Source organism: Bradyrhizobium sp. WCU1 (assembly GCF_053474805.1).
In genome coordinates, this window is sequence record NZ_CM130280.1 from 5,791,622 (window position 1) to 5,808,730 (window position 17,109).

The 17,109-nt window shown below is 63.8% G+C and carries 17 protein-coding genes; 4 read left to right on the plus strand and 13 right to left on the minus strand.

What is annotated here, in order from left to right:
- Positions 1–35: 35 nt before the first annotated feature.
- The 7 genes from ACTUWL_RS26920 to ACTUWL_RS26950 form a co-directional block, all read right to left on the minus strand.
- On the minus strand, positions 36–1,358 hold the full coding sequence (locus tag ACTUWL_RS26920; protein ID WP_021080313.1) for an epoxide hydrolase family protein: 1,323 nt from the start codon (positions 1,356–1,358) through the stop codon (positions 36–38).
- On the minus strand, positions 1,339–1,524 hold the full coding sequence (locus ACTUWL_RS26925; protein ID WP_021080314.1) for a hypothetical protein: 186 nt from the start codon (positions 1,522–1,524) through the stop codon (positions 1,339–1,341). The genes ACTUWL_RS26920 and ACTUWL_RS26925 overlap by 20 nt, the downstream gene beginning before the upstream one ends.
- Positions 1,521–2,309, minus strand: a complete 789-nt coding sequence (locus tag ACTUWL_RS26930) for an ATP-binding protein (RefSeq protein ID WP_021080315.1) — start codon at positions 2,307–2,309, stop codon at positions 1,521–1,523. Before ACTUWL_RS26930 ends, ACTUWL_RS26925 begins: the two co-directional genes overlap by 4 nt.
- A gap of 400 nt (positions 2,310–2,709) precedes the next feature.
- Positions 2,710–3,708: a helix-turn-helix domain-containing protein gene (locus tag ACTUWL_RS26935; protein WP_021080316.1), complete on the minus strand. Its 999-nt coding sequence runs from the start codon at positions 3,706–3,708 to the stop codon at positions 2,710–2,712.
- 68 nt (positions 3,709–3,776) lie between these two features.
- On the minus strand, positions 3,777–3,914 hold the full coding sequence (locus ACTUWL_RS26940; protein WP_021080317.1) for a hypothetical protein: 138 nt from the start codon (positions 3,912–3,914) through the stop codon (positions 3,777–3,779).
- Positions 3,915–4,046: 132 nt separating this feature from the next.
- The gene (locus ACTUWL_RS26945) at positions 4,047–4,523 is read right to left on the minus strand and encodes a hypothetical protein (protein WP_021080318.1); all 477 of its coding nucleotides are present in this window, start codon (positions 4,521–4,523) and stop codon (positions 4,047–4,049) included.
- A 47-nt stretch (positions 4,524–4,570) separates the two neighbouring features.
- Positions 4,571–4,897, minus strand: coding sequence for a hypothetical protein (locus ACTUWL_RS26950; protein WP_021080319.1), 327 nt, complete (start codon positions 4,895–4,897; stop codon positions 4,571–4,573).
- Between the two features lie 113 nt (positions 4,898–5,010).
- Here ACTUWL_RS26950 and ACTUWL_RS26955 point away from each other — a divergent pair, with 113 nt between their 5' ends.
- Complete coding sequence (locus ACTUWL_RS26955) at positions 5,011–5,943, plus strand: LysR family transcriptional regulator (protein WP_021080320.1); 933 nt, start codon at positions 5,011–5,013, stop codon at positions 5,941–5,943.
- Positions 5,944–6,164: 221 nt separating this feature from the next.
- On the opposite strand, the gene ACTUWL_RS26960 is transcribed toward ACTUWL_RS26955, so the two are convergent.
- Positions 6,165–6,959 (minus strand): class II aldolase/adducin family protein, encoded by a 795-nt coding sequence (locus ACTUWL_RS26960; RefSeq protein ID WP_021080321.1) that lies wholly within the window; start codon positions 6,957–6,959, stop codon positions 6,165–6,167.
- Between the two features lie 187 nt (positions 6,960–7,146).
- Here ACTUWL_RS26960 and ACTUWL_RS26965 point away from each other — a divergent pair, with 187 nt between their 5' ends.
- A complete protein-coding gene (locus ACTUWL_RS26965) occupies positions 7,147–8,643 on the plus strand; it encodes a M81 family metallopeptidase (RefSeq protein WP_021080322.1) in 1,497 nt (498 codons plus the stop codon).
- Positions 8,640–9,650, plus strand: a complete 1,011-nt coding sequence (locus ACTUWL_RS26970) for a glutathione S-transferase C-terminal domain-containing protein (protein WP_021080323.1) — start codon at positions 8,640–8,642, stop codon at positions 9,648–9,650. Before ACTUWL_RS26965 ends, ACTUWL_RS26970 begins: the two co-directional genes overlap by 4 nt.
- Before the next feature lie 39 nt (positions 9,651–9,689).
- Here ACTUWL_RS26970 and ACTUWL_RS26975 read toward each other — a convergent pair whose 3' ends face one another.
- The 5 genes from ACTUWL_RS26975 to ACTUWL_RS26995 form a co-directional block, all read right to left on the minus strand.
- Positions 9,690–10,319 (minus strand): 2-hydroxychromene-2-carboxylate isomerase, encoded by a 630-nt coding sequence (locus ACTUWL_RS26975; RefSeq protein ID WP_021080324.1) that lies wholly within the window; start codon positions 10,317–10,319, stop codon positions 9,690–9,692.
- A gap of 505 nt (positions 10,320–10,824) precedes the next feature.
- Complete coding sequence (locus ACTUWL_RS26980) at positions 10,825–12,747, minus strand: flavin-containing monooxygenase (protein WP_021080325.1); 1,923 nt, start codon at positions 12,745–12,747, stop codon at positions 10,825–10,827.
- 9 nt (positions 12,748–12,756) lie between these two features.
- Positions 12,757–13,530, minus strand: a complete 774-nt coding sequence (locus tag ACTUWL_RS26985; protein WP_021080326.1) for an SDR family NAD(P)-dependent oxidoreductase — start codon at positions 13,528–13,530, stop codon at positions 12,757–12,759.
- Entirely contained in the window at positions 13,527–14,168 is a 642-nt protein-coding gene (locus ACTUWL_RS26990; RefSeq protein ID WP_021080327.1) for a TetR/AcrR family transcriptional regulator, read from the minus strand. The genes ACTUWL_RS26985 and ACTUWL_RS26990 overlap by 4 nt, the downstream gene beginning before the upstream one ends.
- A complete protein-coding gene (locus tag ACTUWL_RS26995) occupies positions 14,165–15,661 on the minus strand; it encodes an AMP-binding protein (RefSeq protein ID WP_021080328.1) in 1,497 nt (498 codons plus the stop codon). Before ACTUWL_RS26995 ends, ACTUWL_RS26990 begins: the two co-directional genes overlap by 4 nt.
- Positions 15,662–15,831: 170 nt before the next feature.
- Between ACTUWL_RS26995 and ACTUWL_RS27000 the strand changes: the two genes are divergently transcribed.
- Entirely contained in the window at positions 15,832–17,091 is a 1,260-nt protein-coding gene (locus ACTUWL_RS27000) for an ABC transporter substrate-binding protein (RefSeq protein ID WP_021080329.1), read from the plus strand.
- Positions 17,092–17,109: the final 18 nt, after the last annotated feature.

Sequence of the window (17,109 nt, forward strand, 5' to 3'; positions counted from 1 at the left end):
GGTGCGCACATTCGCGCGCACCGCCGGTTGCATGACTAGGCGTTGCGCAGCGGGCGGAAGGCGGTGCGCATTTCGGCGACAAACAGCTCGGGCTGCTCCCACGCCGCGAAGTGCCCGCCCTTGTCGAGCTTGTTGTAGTGGATCAGCTTCGGATAGGCCTGCTCCGCCCAGCTCCGGGGTGCCGTGTAGATTTCGTCAGGGAATGCGCTGACGGCGACCGGGATCTTGACGCCGCGCACATCGAAGAAGCCGCCCGTCGATACCTGATGGGTGTCCCAGTAGAGCCGAGCCGAGGAGATCGCGGTGTTGGTCAGCCAATACAGCGTGGCGTTGTCGAGCACGTCGTCGCGCGACAGCCCTTCCGTCTCGCCGTCGAAGACGCGGGCGATCATCTCCTGGCTGCGCGCGTCGTGATCGAGCATCCAAGCCGCGAGGCCGACCGGCGAATCGACGAGCCCGTACAGGGTCTGCGGGCGATTGGCCATCTCGATCGCGTAGCCGAGGCCCTTGTCGTAGAAGAGGCGCAGCTGATCCCAGGCACGGCGCTCGTCGGTCGTGAGAGTGGCCGGCGGCGCCGAATTGAACGCCAGCGCCCTTGAGACGTCGGCCGGCACGGTGGCCGGCATGTTCGTGTGAATGCCGAGCAGCTCGACCGGCTCCTGCAAGGCGAGCGTCTCGGAGACGGCGTTGCCCCAATCACCACCCTGCGCCACGAACTGCTTGTAGCCAAGGCGCCGCATCAGGGTGGTCCAGGCCCGCGCGATACGAACCGGGGTCCAGCCCGGTGCAGTCGGCTTTCCGGAGAAGCCGTGACCCGGCAGCGACGGAATCACGAGGTCGAACGCATCCGCGGCGCTGCCACCATGTGCGGTCGGGTTGGTCAGCGGATCGATGATCTTGATCTGCTCGATGATCGAGCCCGGCCAGCCGTGCGTCACGATCATCGGCAGCGCGTTCGGATGCCTGGAGCGAACGTGAATGAAGTGAACGTCGAGTCCGTCGATCTCGGTGATGAACTGCGGAAGGCCGTTGAGCCGCGCCTCGACGTTTCTCCAGCTGTAGCCGTTCTGCCAATATTGAGCGAGCTGCTGCACCGTCTTGAGCTGCACGCCCTGAGATGGATCGGCGACGGTCTCTTTGTCGGGCCATCGCGTCGCGGCAACACGCCGGCGCAGGTCGATCAGCAGCTCTTCTGGTACATCGATGCGGAAGGGACGGACGGCCTCGCCGGCAGCCGCGGTGCGGATTCCCGGTGGAAGCACGGTTGCCGCGCCGAAGGCGGCGACCCCCATCGCGGCGGTGCTCAAAATTCGGCGGCGACGCAGGTCGATGATTTCGTCAGTTGTGCTGGTGGTCATGGCTCTCTCCTTGTGCATTGTTGGCTTCGACTGAGATGAGAATTCGCGTGAAAGCACTGGCGACGCGTGTGGGGCGTCCGGTGGGTTCCGGCCGCAGCGTTGCCAGGAACATCGCAAAGCAAAGCGCGCCGGTCGCGAACAGAAGGAGGCTGAAGATGCTCTTCATGGCGGCTCCAGTGCAGCTTCCGTCGTGGCGGGGACATCGCTGCGCAGGCCGTCCGGCACGGCAACAACAGGGGCGCGCGCCGATCGCGGCCGCATTCGCGGTGGCACTGCTTGACGTAGGCTGTGCAGGCGCCGCCGCGCGACGACGCGGTTGGCGCGCAGTTCGCGTGCGCCGAGCGGAAACACGACGAGGAACGACGAGAACTGCGGACCGAAGCCATACTCGATCCGGCCGCCGAGGCCGCGGGCCAGATCGCTGACCATCTTCAGACCGCGCCCCGACCGCAAGCGCTCCGAGTGCGAGCCATTGTCCGCGACGATGCAATTGACGACCGTTCCGACGACGGAGAGCCTGATCTTGATCGCTCCCTCCCGGCCTTCGAAATGCGCATGTTGCGCGGCATTGGTCACGAGCTCACGGACAACGAGGGCGAGGCGCCAGCAGCGCTCCGCCTCGAGTGGCAGGCTGTCGGCGCTCAGCGCGAGACGAATCCCGATCGGCTCCAGCGAGGATCGGCTGAGGCCGAGAGCGAGCTTGCGGATCGATTCGGCGGCGTCCACCAATCGGTCGCGGTCCGGCATCGCCAGTGCGCGATGAACGCTCGCATGCTGCTGGAGCAGTTCGATGACGCCGGCAAGTGCGCGCTTGACGGCAGGGTTGTCCGTGCGCAGCACTGCGGCGGAGACCGTGTTGATCGACGAGACGAGGTCGCCGTGGATGCGGTGCGTGAGTGCACGCAGCAGCGTCTGGTCATCGAGCTCGTGAGTAGGTGCAACGCTGGGCACGCGGGCCTCCTGGCATTCGCTGGATGTGCGGCTTTCCGGCCTGACCCGAATTATGGGGAGTCCGGCCTCCCATTGTTTCGCCTAGATTGCCGTGATGTTGTCGTTGCTTGCTGTCGACGAAGTTCGAAGCGCTCGGTCAATCTGTGGATCAGGAGCGACACCATGCTGAGGCCCGCGCTCACGAGCATGGTGAACGATCGAAAATGGATCAGGTCCATGGCTGCACATCTCCTATGCCGATGCGCAAGCGAGCACGATGGCGCGCGCATCGCTGCTGCCGCGTGCGCGCCTCGCTCCTTGCTGCAGATGAGAATATCGAGGTGTGCGGCCGATCGCTTTGTGTCGAATGCCGTCGTTTTTTATAGGTTGCTGAAGGTCGCGGAGAGCGCGACCGTCAGCATTACGCCAGGATCGGAATCGCGTTCCGAATGTCGGCCAGCGACAACGCCGGCTGCGATCCGGACCCGCGGCGATACTGGCCCGGCGCTACGCCGGCCGCCTGCTTGAACGCGCGGTTGAAATTGGCCTGGCTGGAGAAGCCGAGCGCCAGCGCAATGTCCACCAGTGGCCGATCGCCCTGGATCAGAAGGGCTTTCGCACGCTCGAGCCGTCGTGCGGCAACGTAACGGTGAGGAGGTTGGCCGACGGCCTGTTTGAAGCCGCGAGCGAAGTGAAATCGACTGAGAAAGGCAATCGATGCCATGCGATCGAGCGTGAGATTGCCTTCGAGGTTTGCTTCGATGTAGTCCAGCACGCGGAAAAGCCGACGCCGGTCCAGCCCTTCTCGTGCCGAGGCGGCGGCGGACCGTGCGGCCGAACTGCTGGTGTACTTTTGAACAAGCCGTATCGCCATGCCGCTTGCTAATGATTCCACCAGCAGCTTGCCGGCGGAGGTTTCGCTCCGCAGCTCCGATGCGATGGCGCGTGCCATCTCACCCAGCAGGGGATCCTCGAAGGCGCTGTCGTATCGCAACGCGCCGAGTACCGAAGCGTCGACCTCGACGCCGAGCTTGCCTGGGGAGAACTGGCTTGGCGGAAGGTAGATGTGAGCGATCTCCGGCAGGTCGCCGCCGATATCGATGGAGCCTTCCCGCCAGCGCGCGGGCGTGAGCCAAATCGTATCGCGGCGGGTGATGGTTCGATCCGACACGCCGCTAGCCTGACGCGTGACCGGAAATCCATTGCCGTGGACATCGACACATATCTCCGTGTCGGATTGCGTCCCGGTCCACGGGACCACGCTCTTGCCATGCGCCCGCACCTCCGCCGACAGGCCCGACCAGCCTCGATCGATCGAAGACGACAGCAGTTTTGTCGGGCCGCGGCCCTGCCAGAAGTCGCAGTAAGGCCGCGGTTCGTGCCGGCTCTCGGTGACGAGATGCGCGCTGTGCGTCGACATGGAGCGGTCCTTGTTACTCTGACGTCGATCTGTGTCTGTCGGCGTGCATGGCGCCGGCCGGTCGTCGTTCAGTCGCGCCGCGAGGCCAGCCTTGTCGTCCTGCGCGCCTCGGCCTTGGGTTGGAAGAACAGGCCGGGCAGCACGGAGACCAGTCCGAAGGTCATTCCGAGGAATGCCAGGAAGGTGTCGAGATAATTCAGATCCATTGCACTTGCCTCCATCTTGGCTTGCGCGGGCTCGGCCCGGTGCAATCCGTCCAATGAGCTTAGGTATGATCCGACACAAAGATCGGTACAATAGAAACATTGATCTCGGTGCAATTCTTCCAATGCTCTGCGCTAGGCGGCGGCAATCCCGCTCCGTCGAAGCGCATCCGCGTGTCGCTGCTCGATGGCTTTGACGGAGTTTTCGAACGCCTTCTCCAGCACGCTTCTGCCGACGGTGCGGAGCACGAGGCCGAGCAGCCATCCCCTGAGGTTCTTGCCGTCGCGCACCACGACCACTTCGATGTCGGTGGTGCCATCGGGCCGGCGCGTGAAGTTGTAGGTGTGGCCGGACGCGCCGCCCCATACATTGGAGTCGGTCGTCGTCAGGATGACATGGTTGGGATCGGACCAGTCGTAGCGCAGACGTTCCCAGATGCCGCCCGAGCCTTCCGTCACGTCGGCGGCCGAAGGGCCGCGATGATGCACCTTGAGATAGGCGTCGGCGCTGTTGCTGAAGAGTTTGGAGCGGCCCGGGCCGAAGTCGGTGAGGCCGGCGACGTACTGCTCGGCTGTCAGGCTGGTTGTTCGATGAAGGCGGATCGTCGACATCTGTGGTTCCTGCACAAGTGACGGAAAGACGGGTGGCGGTGTCGGAACTAGTTGGAGACCGGGCCTGACGTGCGGACGGTCAAGCCTTCGCCGTTCCGGCTGATCTCCAGCGCGCCTCTCTCGTTCGGCGTCGAGAGCAGGGCACGCTGACCGGGCGCCAGCACTGATACGAAGCGGACCGGCGTCCCGGCCTCGCCCTGCGCGAGGGTGGTCACCACGCGATATCCGTCGGGCTCGACGGTGTAGTAGACGACGCCTGCGAGATCGCCGAGATGGACGCTGTGGCCTTCGATCGGCTTGAGCGAGCTTGCGTGCACGGCTCCCAGCGAGGCCAGGGTGAACGCGGCGGCGAGGACTGTGCTGCGGATCGACATGGGATCCTCCGTTGGCTTGGGTGTGGACTTGGGCGGCGGGCGGTTGCCCGACGGCTCCCTTGTCGGAGGACATGGTCAGGCTATGATCATCGATCAAACAGATGGGATCGATAATGGCCATCGATATCGCTAATCTAGGTCGTATCGACTTGAATCTGCTGGTTCATCTTGATGCGCTGCTGACCGAACGGAGCGTGACCAAGGCTGCGGCCTGCGTCGGCATTGGGCAATCCGCGATGAGCCACAACCTTGCCCGCTTGCGCGAGCTGTTCGGTGACGAGCTTCTCACGCGTGGGGCCGATGGCATGCGTCTGACGCCGCGTGCTGTAATCCTGCGCGAGCCAGTGCGGAGCGCGCTGGCGCAGGTCGAGGCCGTGGTGTTGCGCGATCAGACTTTCGAGCCGGCCACGGCGGTGCGGACCTTCAGGCTTGGACTATCGGACAGTATGGAAATCCTGATCATGCCCGCGCTGCTGGCGCGCATGCGCGAGATCGCACCTGGCGTTCACTTCCGGATTCACAACGTCGACGCGTCCCGGCTGCTCGATGACCTCGACGCCGACGAGCTGGATCTCGCAGTCGCCCATGGGCCGCTCCCGCAGGGACAATTGCATCACAAGCAACGCACGCTGCTGACCGAGCGCTTCGTGTGCATGTTCAATGCAGAGAAAACCGGTATCACGTCGCCGATCTCGCTCGAGGACTACGTAAGGCTGCCTCACGTGCTGACCAGCTTGCGGCCTGCCCGCACCGTGCGCGGGATCGTGGACGAGGCGCTCGACAAGCTCGGCCTGCGGCGCACCGTTGCGCTGACCACGCCGCGTTTTCTCACCGTTCCGCATCTGGTGGCGCAGGCGCCTGTTATCGTCACGATGGGGGCACGGCTGGCCACGCGGTTCTCGGCCGAACTCGGGCTCAGCCTCAGCCCGCCTCCGGTGGAGCTGAGCGAGATGCCGGTGACGTTGCTGTGGCACGCCTCCTACGACCACGATCCGGCCCATGCCTGGTTGCGAAACCAGGTGGCCCAGCTGGCTGCCGAGCTGTGAGCCGGTACGGCGATGCTGCGAGAAAGCGGGCGTATGACTCGCAGGCCGCGCCACATGCTCGCAGCCGTCCCGGCGAAGGCTGGGACCCATTACCCCAAATGCAAATTGTCACCTGATGCTGGAACGCCGGGTCCCGCCTACAACGGCTGCTGCGGCGTATGGGTCCCGGCCTTCGCCGGGACGACAGGGTTATTCAACATCGCCCTTCGTCTTCAACCGCCTCAATCCCGATACGAAGGATCGGCCCGATCCAGCTTGCGCAGCAGCGCCGGCCAAGCGAGTTCGCCGTTACGTGCAGCGCGGCCGGGCTTCGGCAGCATCCGCTCATAGGTGTCTTCGAGGATGTTTTGCGGCGGATAGATCAGCTTGGTGTTGCAGGACAACGCCATCACCTGGGTCTGGCAGGCGCGCTCGAGGCGGAACAGCACGTTGAAGGCGGCGGGTACGGTGCGGCCGACCACCAGGAGACCGTGATTGCGTAGGATCATCGCTTCGTTGTCGCCGAGGTCGCGGACCAGCCGCTCGCGTTCGTCGACATTGTCGGCGATGCCTTCGAAGTCGTGATAGGCGATGTGCAGGAAGCGCATCGAGGTCTGCGCCAGCGGCAGCAGGCCGCATTCCATTGCGGAGACTGCCATGCCGGCCGGCGTATGGGTGTGCGCAACGCAGTCCATGTCGTGCTTGGCCATGTGGATCGCGCTGTGAATGACGAAGCCGGCAACGTTGACGTCATAGTCGGTGGCGTTGAGCAGCGTGTTGCCCTCGACGTCGACCTTGATCAGGCTGGAGGCGTCGATCTCCTCATACAGCATGCCGTAGGCATTGATCAGGAACTGGTCGGTGGTGCCGGGCACGCGGCAGGAGATGTGGTTTGCGATCATCTCGGTCATGCCGTACATCGCCGTGAGCCGATAGCAGGCGGCCAGATCGACGCGGGCCTGCCACTCCTCGGCGCTCACCTGCTCGCGAACGGATTTCACGACCTTGATCGCGGGCGAGCTGACGGGGGGATTCATGGCGTTCTCTCCTTGAGATGTCTGCGAGGCAGGGGCCCGACTATTTGGCGGGACCTTAGCAGAATCGGCGCGGCGGCAAGCCGTGACGCGTCTGCTTATTTGCAGGTCTGGCGGGCAAAAACCGAATGCGGATTGGCGCGCGGCGCCATCGATGCCACACTGCGGAAAACAGCCGAGGCGCATCAAAATGAGCGATCGCAAGATACGTATCGCCGTCCTGCATTTTTCCCACGAAACCGTCTCGTTCCTGCCGAACGAGACCACGCTCGACGACTTTATCTATCCAGGCTCGCCGGCCAAGGGCGAGGCGCTGCTGCAGTTCGATCCCAAGAACTACATGGGCGGCTTCGTGCAGGTTGCGCGCGAGTTCTCCGAGGTCGAGCTGGTCGGCATCGAATCGCCGCTCTGGCCCAAGACCTACACCGGATCGGGCTGGATCACCCAGGAGGCTTATCGGACCTTTACCGGCAAGATGATTGCCGGGCTCAAGGAGGAGGGGCCGTTCGACGGCGTCTATCTGTGCCTGCATGGCGCCATGGCGGTGCGCGACGTGCCGCGGCCGGAGGCTGATCTGGCGCGACAGGTCCGCGAGGTGGTTGGCCGCTCGGCATTCATCGCCGCAACCTTCGATCCTCACGGCAACGAGGACGAGGCGTTCCTCGAACAGGCCGACATGGCGTTCGCCGTCAAATATTTCCCGCACTATGATGCGCATCTGCAGGGCGAGCGCGCGGCACGCATGCTGGTGCGGGCGATCCGCGGCGACTACAAGCCGGCGCACAGGACCATCAAGGTTCCGGTGATCTCACCTACCGTTCTGCAATGGACCGGGGCGCGCCCGTGGATGGATCTCGTGCAGCGCGCGCTGGTGTGGGAGGCCCGCGAGGTCGATGTCTACGTCAACATCTTCTTCGGCTTTCCATTCGCCGATGTTCCTGATGTCGGCATGACCGTGCAGGTCCTGACCAACGACAACCCGAAGCTCGCCGAGCAAATCGCGCGCGATCTCGCCGGCACGATCTGGCGGCTGCGTGAGGCCCTGCTGCAATCGACGAAGCTCCACAGCATCACCAAGGGCGTCGCGCTGGCGAAGCAGGCCACGGCCGACCGCAACACGCCGGTGGTGCTCGCCGATCACAGCGACCGTTCGGGATCGGCGACCTGGCTGCTACGCGAGATCATCGCGCAGGACCTCGCCAATACAGTGATTGCGACCATCGCGGATGGCAAAGCGACGGCGAGCCTAAAGGCTGCCGGTGCCAAGGCCGGCGATAACTTCGACATGGAGATCGGCGGCCTCGCCGACGAGTCGGCTGGCGATCCGGTACGGATCCAGGGCACCATCTCGGCGGCGGCCGAGGGCTACGGACAGTTCTGGGTCTGCGTGCGCTTTGGCCGCAACAATGTGCTGATCCTGTCCACCTATCTGGTGCAGATCATGGAGCCGTTTTCGCTGAAGGCGCTGGTGCCTGACATCGGTGCGTTCGACGTGATGGCCATCAAGTCGCGGGTCCACTTCCGGCGCGGCTTCGACGACAATGGCTTCGCCAAGACGATCCTGCTGGTCGAGCCGGAGCAGCCATTCCTCGGCACCACGCGTCTCGACAAGCTGCCTTACAGGAATGTCGATCTCACGCGGTACTATCCCTACGGCAATCCAGCATTTCCGGAGGCGTCGTCATGACCGGAGGCCGCTACCGCCTGATCGGTTCGACCGCGTCGCCCTATGCGATCAAGCTGCGCGCACTGATGCGCTACCGGCGGATCCCGCACGACTGGGTGATCATGACCAAGGCGCTGCGCGCGGCCACCGCGCATCTGAAACCGATGCTGATCCCGGTGCTGCAATATCCCGACGGCAGCTTTCGCGGCGAGACCACGACGCTCGCCTATGATCTGGAAGCGCGCCATCAGGGCCGCTCGGTGATACCCGAGGACAAGGCCGTCGCATTCGTCTGCGATCTGCTCGAGGACCTCGCCGATGAATGGGCGGTGAAGCCGTTGTTTCTCTATCGCTGGTGGGACCCGGAAGACCAGGCCTACGTCTCGCGCTGGGCCGGTGAGGAATGGTCGACGTCGGAAGCTGAGACCGGCAGCCGCGAGGAGATCGAGGAGTTCCGGCAGCGCCAGATCTCGCGCATGGTCATTCTCGGCGCGACGGATGAGAACAGGCCGCTGCTCGAGGAGAGCTATCGGCGGACGCTGGCAGCGTTCGAGGCCCATGTCGGCATGACGAACTATCTGTTCGGCAACCGGCCGTCGCTGGCGGATTTCGCCTGGTTTGGCCAGCTCAGCGAGATGGCGACCGACCCGACCCCGATGCGCATCATGCGCGAACGCGCGCCGCTCACCGATCACTGGGTGCGACGGCTCGACGACGCGTCCGGCGTCGAGGGCGGTTGGTACTCGCGCGAGCAGGCGCTCGGCGGGTTCGCCGAGGCGTTGCTGCGGATCGCAGGCGAACTCTACCTGCCATTCCTGGCCGCCAATGCAGATGCGTTCGCGAAGGGCCTTGAGCGCCTCGAGATCAACGTCTGGGGCCTGCCTTATGCGCTGGCGCCGTTCAAGTATCAGGTGAAGTGCCTGCTGCAGTTGCGCGAGAAGTTCGCCGCGCTCGATACCGGCGATCGCATTGCGGTGAAGCCCGTGCTGGAACGCACCGGATGTTGGGCCATCCTGGATGGAGGCTGATCGACCGCGGAGGGCACGCAGGTTCAAAACAGCGTGAGCTTAAGTTCGGTGTCTGCTCCCGAGCGCGAGTGCGATCGATCCCGGATTTCTGATCCGTTCGATCAGCAGGTCGATGCGGTCGCCGCCCCAGAACAGTTCCCCGTTGAACACCATGCTGGGAACGCCAAACACGCCGAGCGCTTCGGCCTCGTCGATGATGCGATCGTGCTCGGCGCGGGCAGGGCCGTTGACATAGGCCTCGAACGCGTCGGCAGAACCGCCGATCGCGGCAATCACGCCGGCAATCTCCGACAATTCGTCGATCTCCAGTTCATGGTTCCAGAACCTCTGGAAAACCGTGTCGTGATAGGGCCGGAACAGCCCATGGCGCTGCGCGAACAGCATCCCGGCGCTTGAATAGAAGGCATCGTAGATCCGGCGCGGGCCCTTCATGGTCAGTCCCTGCGCATTGGCGAACCGCCGCGCATCCATGTAGGAGTAGCGCACCTTGCGCCAGAAATGCGGCGTGCGCCCTTCGACCGTGCCCATGAATTCGGGAATGCGCAGCGTGTAGGGCAGCCATTCCAGTTCGACGCCGCAGATGTTCTCGAGCTCGAACAGCCGCTTGTTGGCGACATAAGCGTAAGGAGATTTGTAGTCGGTGTAGATCCTGACCTTCGGCTTTTCCATCAGCGTTCCTCACCCCGTCAGGACAATTGTTCCTGATCCAGTGCGATCGCGCAATGCGACGTGATGAAGGGGATGCGCCGCGCAAACGAATGGACCCCGGTGCATTCAAGCATCGCGGGGTCCTGCCACTTCGTTTTAGCGAAGGATATCTGGTATAGACCAGTGGTGTTTCGGGATCCAAGAGCGCTTGGCCTTTGCGCTCTCGTCCTGCGGATATGTTCAGATTGTCGGCAGCGCACGCGGCTAGCAGCTGCTATCGCCTCAACGTGCACCGAGACCTTGCCGCTGAGCAAGGTCGCTGGCTTTCGCCGGTGGCGTCATGCTCCTCTCCAAGGGTGGGCCGACGGACATCTGTCCGCTTCTGCTGCCTGGCGGCCGATCCCATAATCGTCCGCCAATTCCTGCGACGCGAGGAGCAGGCGCTCCAGCACCCCAACAGGTGCAGTCAGCCAAATGCTGCGGCAGTTGTGGCCTGCTGTCAAGTTAACGCGTAAGAGAATTCAGGTCAGGTTTCCTGTCGCGCCTTGGTTTTTCGATACTGCGTGAAGTCGGGATCATGCGTCATTTTCCAGTAATCGACGAACCGCCACGGCATCGCCGAGAACACCCGGCCGCGACTGTTGCGGTAGTAGGTCGTCATGCCCGGATGCGTCCAGATCAATTGCTCATGCTCGGCATCGACATTGCGGATGTATTCGTCATGCGCGGCGGGATCGACGTCGATCGCCGCGATGTCGTTCTCGATCATCTCGACCAGACAGGCAGAGATGTAGCGGCTCTGGCACTCCGACTGGAAGATCACGCTGCCGCCATGCGCGGGTCCCGAGTTCGGGCCTAGCATCAGAAACAGGTTAGGGAAGTCGGGCACGGTGAGACCGAGATAGGCGGTCGGATTGTCATGGCTCCAGACCTGCTTCAGGTTCTTGCCCTCGCGTCCGGTGATGTTGAGACGCGCCGCCATCTCGGAGACCTTGAAGCCGGTCGAGATCACGATGATCTCGTGCTGCCGCGTTGTGCCGTCGGCGGTGACGATCCCGTTGGCTGCAAAGCGGTCGATCTTGTCGGTGACCAGCTCGACATTCGGCTTGGTCAGTGTCTTGAACCAGTTGTTATCGAGCAGGATGCGCTTGCCGTAGGGCGGATAGGTCGGCATGCACTTCTCGATCAAATCGGGACGATCCTTCAGCTCGGAGAGGATGAAGTCGGCTAGTTCCTGGCGATGCCGGTCGTTGCCCTTGTTGACGGCGCGATCTGGATGTGGCCAGGCCGGATCCTTGCGCAGGAACGGCAGCAGCCCGTCGCCGTAGCGCCAGAACATGTTGAAGCGATACCACTGCACATAAAACGGCAGATGCGCCAGCAGCCACTGCGCGCCTTCGCTGATCGGATCGGAATAGCCCTTCACCGGCCGCGCCCACTGCGCGGTACGCTGGTAGACGGTGACCGAGGCGACACGGTCCGCGATCGAAGGCACCAGCTGCATCGCGGTGGCGCCGGTGCCGATCACGGCGACATGCTTGCCATCGAGCTTGATGTCGTCGGACCACAGCGCCGAGTGGACCTTGAGACCGCCGAAATCCTCGTCGTCATTGAAGCGGGCGGGCTGGGGATCGTTGAGCTGGCCGATCGCGCTGACCAGCACGGTGGATTCGAAGGTCTGTTCACCGTTCGCCGTCCTCAGCGTCGAGATCCAGCGGCGGTTGCCTTCGTCCCAGTGTGAAGCGACCAGCTCGGTCGAGAGGCGGACGTGCCTGCGGATGTCGTGTTCGCGCACGACCTTGAGCAGATAATCCAGCAATTCCTGGCGCTGCGCGAAATAGCGGGTCCATGGATTGCGGGCGCCGAAGGAAAACGAATACGAGTGGTTCGGCGTATCGACGCCGCAGCCGGGATAGCGGTTGACGTACCAGGTGCCGCCGATCTCGTCCTGCTTCTCGACGATCGTGTAGGGAATGCCGAGTCGCCCGAGCGCAACGCCGAGCGCGATCGCGCAGACCCCGGCGCCGACGATCAGCACATGCTGCCGCGCCAATCTCTCGTCGGAGGGGCGCGCACGCCAGCGTGCATCGCGGGGAACGAAGCCCATCTCCTCCCGCATCAGCGGTGCATATTCCGGTGCGACGTTCTCGCCCAGCGTCGCGCGCATCATCCGCAGCATCAGCTCATTGCCGGGATCGGTGATGACGGGCTTCGGCGCACCGTTCGCGAACAAGTTCAGGACCGCCGCGCGGATCTCGTCCTGGATCTCTTTCGGCACGCCGGCGTCCGGGTCGGGGATCAGGCGGACGTCGCGCTTCGGCTTGTAGGGCGGCTCGAGCCACTTCTCGTCACCGGTCATGTGCACCAGCACCATCAGCAGCACGCGGATATCGCCCTCGGCGATGGCGGAGGACAGGTCGAGGCGTTGGCGCGGAAGCTCGATATTCATGCGTTGTCCTCAGCTGCGTGGAGCTTCGGGCAGGCCGCCATAGGCCGCCCATGTGGTACCCGCGATGTAGCCGGCATCGACCGGGAGGTTGATGCCGGTCACGCCGCTGCTCTGCGGCGAGAGCAGCCAGGCGATCGCCTGCGCCACTTCCATCGGCTCGACCAGCCGGTTCATCGCCGTCGGGCTGGCGAGCAGGTCCTTGTTCAGGGCGCCCGACGCGATGCCGGCTTCGAGCGCGGCCGTGCGGGTGAAGCCGGGGGACACCGCATTGACGCGGACGCCGGTCCGGCCCCATTCGGCGGCGAGCGTCTGGGTGATCTGGATGACGCCGGCCTTCGCCGCGGTATAGGCGTGGATCGGCCCCGACGTCATGCCGGCCACCGAAGCGACGTTGACGATCGCGCCGCGTCGCCGCTTCGCCATGCCGATGCCGACGCTGCGCGCGACCAGGAAGGTGCCGCGCAGGTCGATATTGACTTCGCGGTCCCATTGCTCCATCCGCACCCGCTCGATCGTATGCATCTTGCCGAACACGCCTGCTGCGTTGACGAGACCGGAGATCGGTCCGTGCGCCTTCTCGATGTCGGTGATTCCAGCGACGACGGCGCTCTCGCTTGCGACGTCGAATGGCGCGGGCCAAAGAATAGCGCTGGTCCCCTCCAATGGCTCGGGCGCGATGTCAACGATGACGACGCGATGCCCCTGATCGGCAAGCAGCGTTGCGGTTGCAGCGCCGATGCCGCGGCTGCCGCCGGTGATGAGGATGGTGCCGTCAGCGCTCATCGCTTCTTCCCTACGTTGCTGTTGAACAGGCCATGCGTGACCAGCTTCTGGTAGGCCGTGATGACATAGTCGGGCACGGCGGTAACGCCTTGCTCGGAGTAGGAATAGCGCCGGCTGAGATAGCCGCGCGCGCCCATCAGGACCTGGACGACGGCCTCGAATTCCTCGTCGCTGAATGTGTTGGTAGCGCCGGCAGCGCGCGCACGCTGGAGGATCCGGACATAGGCATTCGAGATGTTGTCAAAGTGCTTCTGGTACCCGGTCGGTGCGAAGAACTCGGCTTCATTGAGGATGCGCAGGAACTCCGGCACCTCGCGGATGAAATCAAAGAAGGCGCTGAAGCGCTCGATCTCCTGCCGGGCTTCGCTGGCGGTGCCGGTGCGCGCATGGATGAAGCGGACCATGTCGAGGCCGATCTTCGGCAGCAGCTGATCGAGCAGCTCCTGCCGGTTTTCGAAATGATTGTAGAAGGTGCCCTGCGCGACGCCGGCGGCTTCGGTGATACGGGCAACCGAGGCTTCGGCATAGCCGTATTTGCCGACCACCTTGGTCGCGGCGTCGAAAATCTTCTGCTTGGTCCAGGCGTTGCGCTCGACCCGGTTGAGCTTCGTCACCTTGGCGGATGTCGCTTGTGTCATGCGGTGGCCTCGAGTTCGGCGCGGAGCACGCGTTTGAGAACCTTGCCGGATGGATTGCGCGGCAGGCTGTCGCGGAGGATGAGTTGCCTCGGCACCTTGAAGGCAGCGAGTCGTGCGCGGCAGAAATCGATCAGATCAGACAGATCGAGCCTGGCATCGTCGGCCAGAACCACGATGGCGACCGGCTTCTCGCCCCAGCGTTCGTCCGGCAAGCCGATCACCGCGACCTCGCGCACTACAGGCATTTCGTAGATGACGCGCTCGACCTCGGAGGAGGCGATGTTCTCGCCGCCGGAGATGATCATGTCCTTCTTGCGATCGGTCAGATAGAGGAAGCCGTCTTCATCGAGATAGCCGATGTCGCCGGTGCGGAACCAGTCGCCGAAGAAGGCGGACGCGGTCTTCTCGGGATCTTTCCAGTAACCCTGCGTCACCTTCGGACCGCGCAGGCAGATCTCGCCATTGCGGCCGGCCGGCAGGCGCTTGCCGGCGTCGTCGCGGATTTCGATCTCGACATGGGCGATGGCGCGGCCGGTCGAACCGATCTTCTCGATCTCGCGGCCGGCATCCATGAAAGTGTCGCCGCCGCAGCTTTCGGTGAGGCCGTAGGCATCGATGTAGCGCGCATTCCTGAAATAGTCCGAGAAGGCGCGGATGCGGACCTCAGGCGTCTTCTCGCCGCCGCCGATCGCCCATTGCAGGCTGGCGACATCGTAGCGTTCGCGGTTTGGGCAGGTGAGCAGCGCCGTTGTCATGACCGGCGCAAACCACGCGGCGTTCAGTTTCTCGCGCTCGATCGCGGCGAGCGCCGGTTCGGGCTCGAAGTTGCGATGAATGCACAGCATGCCGCCATGCCAGAGTACGGCGATGCCTGGCAGGTCGAGCGCGCCGACATGGTAGAGCGGGCCGACCACGAGCAGCCGCGTCTCGGAGTTAAGCCCGAGCACCAGCGTCTGGTCGGCGGATTTCCAGTAAATGTTCTCGTAGGTGAGCATCACGCCCTTGGGGCGATCAGTCGTGCCCGAGGTGTACATCAGCCGCATTAAATCGCGTGGCTGCCGCACATGGATCGGTGCCGGCGCGATGTCGGGCGCGAGGTTGGTGACGCTGGACTGCGCGACTTCACCCAGCAGCACCACCGGCGCGCCGCCGGTTACGATCGCGGCAAATTCCTCGTCGGCGACCAGCAGCCGCGCGCCGGAATTGCCGACGATGTAGCCGACCTCATCGGCCGACAGCCGATAGTTGATCGGCAGGAACACCGCGCCGATATGGCTTGTTGCAAACACCAGCTCGAGAAAGGAGGTGCTGTTCTTCATCAGCACCGCGACGACATCGCCCGGCGCAATCCCGCATGACACGAGCCAGCTGCCGACCTGGCGGATGCGCAGGTCAAAATCCGCATAAGAGACGTTCTCGCCGCGATATTTCAGCGCACAGCGATCCGGAGTCCGCCTGGCATGGAATGCGATGAAGCTGGAAAGATTGATCATTTGCGTCCGTCGGGCCGATTCCGGCGCCGGTTTTCTCCCTGGATGAATTATGACTCGTAATTCATCTTTGGCTTGACGTCACCCCCCTTGCTCTGAAAACATCGCGGTCACGGAGACGGCACGATCTCCGACAGGGATTTTGGGAACGCGAACCCGATAGGGAGGGGAATATGAACAGGACCCGGAAACCGGGCATCAGCCGGCGCGCGACGCTTGCGTTCATGGGCGCCGGTGCGGCGACCTTTGCTGCGCCATGGGTGGCGCGCGCGCAGGCCAAGACGATCAAGATCGGCATGCCGACGATTCTGTCGGGGCGCGTCGCGCAGCTCGGCACATCCTCGCGCAACGCGGTGATGCTGGAAGTCGAGAAGGTCAATGCGGCCGGCGGCCTTGCCGGACGGCAGATCGAGATGGTGATCCGCGATTCCAAAGGGCAGCCGCAAGAAGCCGCGCGGATCGCGCGCGAGCTCGTCAACACCGACGGCTGCGAGATGCTGCTCGACGGCGAGGCGTCATCGGGATCGTTCGCAGTTCACGAGGTCGCGCGTGATCTCGGCGTGCTCTGCATCCATACCTGCTCGGAAGCATCGTCGCTGACGGCTGATCCGAAGCAGCACATTCCGAACGCCTTCCGCTGCGTGCGGCAGGGCATCCACGACTCGATCATCGGTGCGGGTTACGCGGCAGGCATCGCCAAGGCCAAGGGGCTGAAGAAGTGGGCGACCTGCTCGCCCGACTATGCCTATGGCCGCGATACCACCGGCGAGTTCGTGCTGTACCTGAAGAAGTTCGCGCCTGACGTCGAGATCATCAGCGAGTCCTGGCCGAAGCTGTTCCAGCCCGACTACACCGAGGTCGTGACCAAGATCCTGCAGGCCAAGCCGCAGGCGATGTATTCGTGCCTGTGGGGCGGCGATCTCACCTCCTACATCGATCAGGCCAACATCTACGCGCTGTTCACCCAGATGGAGGTGTTCGCGGTCAACATGGCCGACTACACCGCGCTCACGGTGGTGAAGAACCTGCCCAAGGGCATCCATTCCGGCGACCGCTACATCAAGACCTTCCCGCCGACGCCGGAGAATGCCGCCTGGGGCGATGCCTACAAGTCGAAGTACAACGAATACCCGACCAACTGGTCGTGGCAGAACGCGACCGCGGTCATGTTCCTCAATGAGGCGGCCAAGAAGGCCAATTCGACCGACGGCAAGAAGCTCGCCGAGGTCCTGACCGGACTGACCATCAAGTGCCCGTTCGGCGCCGATGGCACCGTCACCATGCGCGCCGACGACCGCACGCTGGTTGGCTACGCGATCGGCTGGGGCACCACGATCCCGCAGGAGCCCTACGTGCTCGATATGAAGGCCGGTGACTGGAAGACCATCTTCGAACTCGAAGCCGAGTGGAAGAAGAGTAAGGGCTACACCTGACCCGCATGCGGGGCGGAG

Excerpts from the sequence above, each read along its gene's own strand:
- ACTUWL_RS26920 (WP_021080313.1), bottom strand. The coding sequence starts at position 1,358 with ATGACCACCAGCACAACTGACGAAATCATCGACCTGCGTCGCCGCCGA.
- ACTUWL_RS26925 (WP_021080314.1), bottom strand. The coding sequence starts at position 1,524 with ATGAAGAGCATCTTCAGCCTCCTTCTGTTCGCGACCGGCGCGCTTTGC.
- ACTUWL_RS26935 (WP_021080316.1), bottom strand. The coding sequence starts at position 3,708 with ATGTCGACGCACAGCGCGCATCTCGTCACCGAGAGCCGGCACGAACCG.
- ACTUWL_RS26940 (WP_021080317.1), bottom strand. The coding sequence starts at position 3,914 with ATGGATCTGAATTATCTCGACACCTTCCTGGCATTCCTCGGAATGACC.
- ACTUWL_RS26945 (WP_021080318.1), bottom strand. The coding sequence starts at position 4,523 with ATGTCGACGATCCGCCTTCATCGAACAACCAGCCTGACAGCCGAGCAG.
- ACTUWL_RS26950 (WP_021080319.1), bottom strand. The coding sequence starts at position 4,897 with ATGTCGATCCGCAGCACAGTCCTCGCCGCCGCGTTCACCCTGGCCTCG.
- ACTUWL_RS26955 (WP_021080320.1), top strand. The coding sequence starts at position 5,011 with ATGGCCATCGATATCGCTAATCTAGGTCGTATCGACTTGAATCTGCTG.
- ACTUWL_RS26960 (WP_021080321.1), bottom strand. The coding sequence starts at position 6,959 with ATGAATCCCCCCGTCAGCTCGCCCGCGATCAAGGTCGTGAAATCCGTT.
- ACTUWL_RS26965 (WP_021080322.1), top strand. The coding sequence starts at position 7,147 with ATGAGCGATCGCAAGATACGTATCGCCGTCCTGCATTTTTCCCACGAA.
- ACTUWL_RS26970 (WP_021080323.1), top strand. The coding sequence starts at position 8,640 with ATGACCGGAGGCCGCTACCGCCTGATCGGTTCGACCGCGTCGCCCTAT.
- ACTUWL_RS26975 (WP_021080324.1), bottom strand. The coding sequence starts at position 10,319 with ATGGAAAAGCCGAAGGTCAGGATCTACACCGACTACAAATCTCCTTAC.
- ACTUWL_RS26980 (WP_021080325.1), bottom strand. The coding sequence starts at position 12,747 with ATGAATATCGAGCTTCCGCGCCAACGCCTCGACCTGTCCTCCGCCATC.
- ACTUWL_RS26985 (WP_021080326.1), bottom strand. The coding sequence starts at position 13,530 with ATGAGCGCTGACGGCACCATCCTCATCACCGGCGGCAGCCGCGGCATC.
- ACTUWL_RS26990 (WP_021080327.1), bottom strand. The coding sequence starts at position 14,168 with ATGACACAAGCGACATCCGCCAAGGTGACGAAGCTCAACCGGGTCGAG.
- ACTUWL_RS26995 (WP_021080328.1), bottom strand. The coding sequence starts at position 15,661 with ATGATCAATCTTTCCAGCTTCATCGCATTCCATGCCAGGCGGACTCCG.
- ACTUWL_RS27000 (WP_021080329.1), top strand. The coding sequence starts at position 15,832 with ATGAACAGGACCCGGAAACCGGGCATCAGCCGGCGCGCGACGCTTGCG.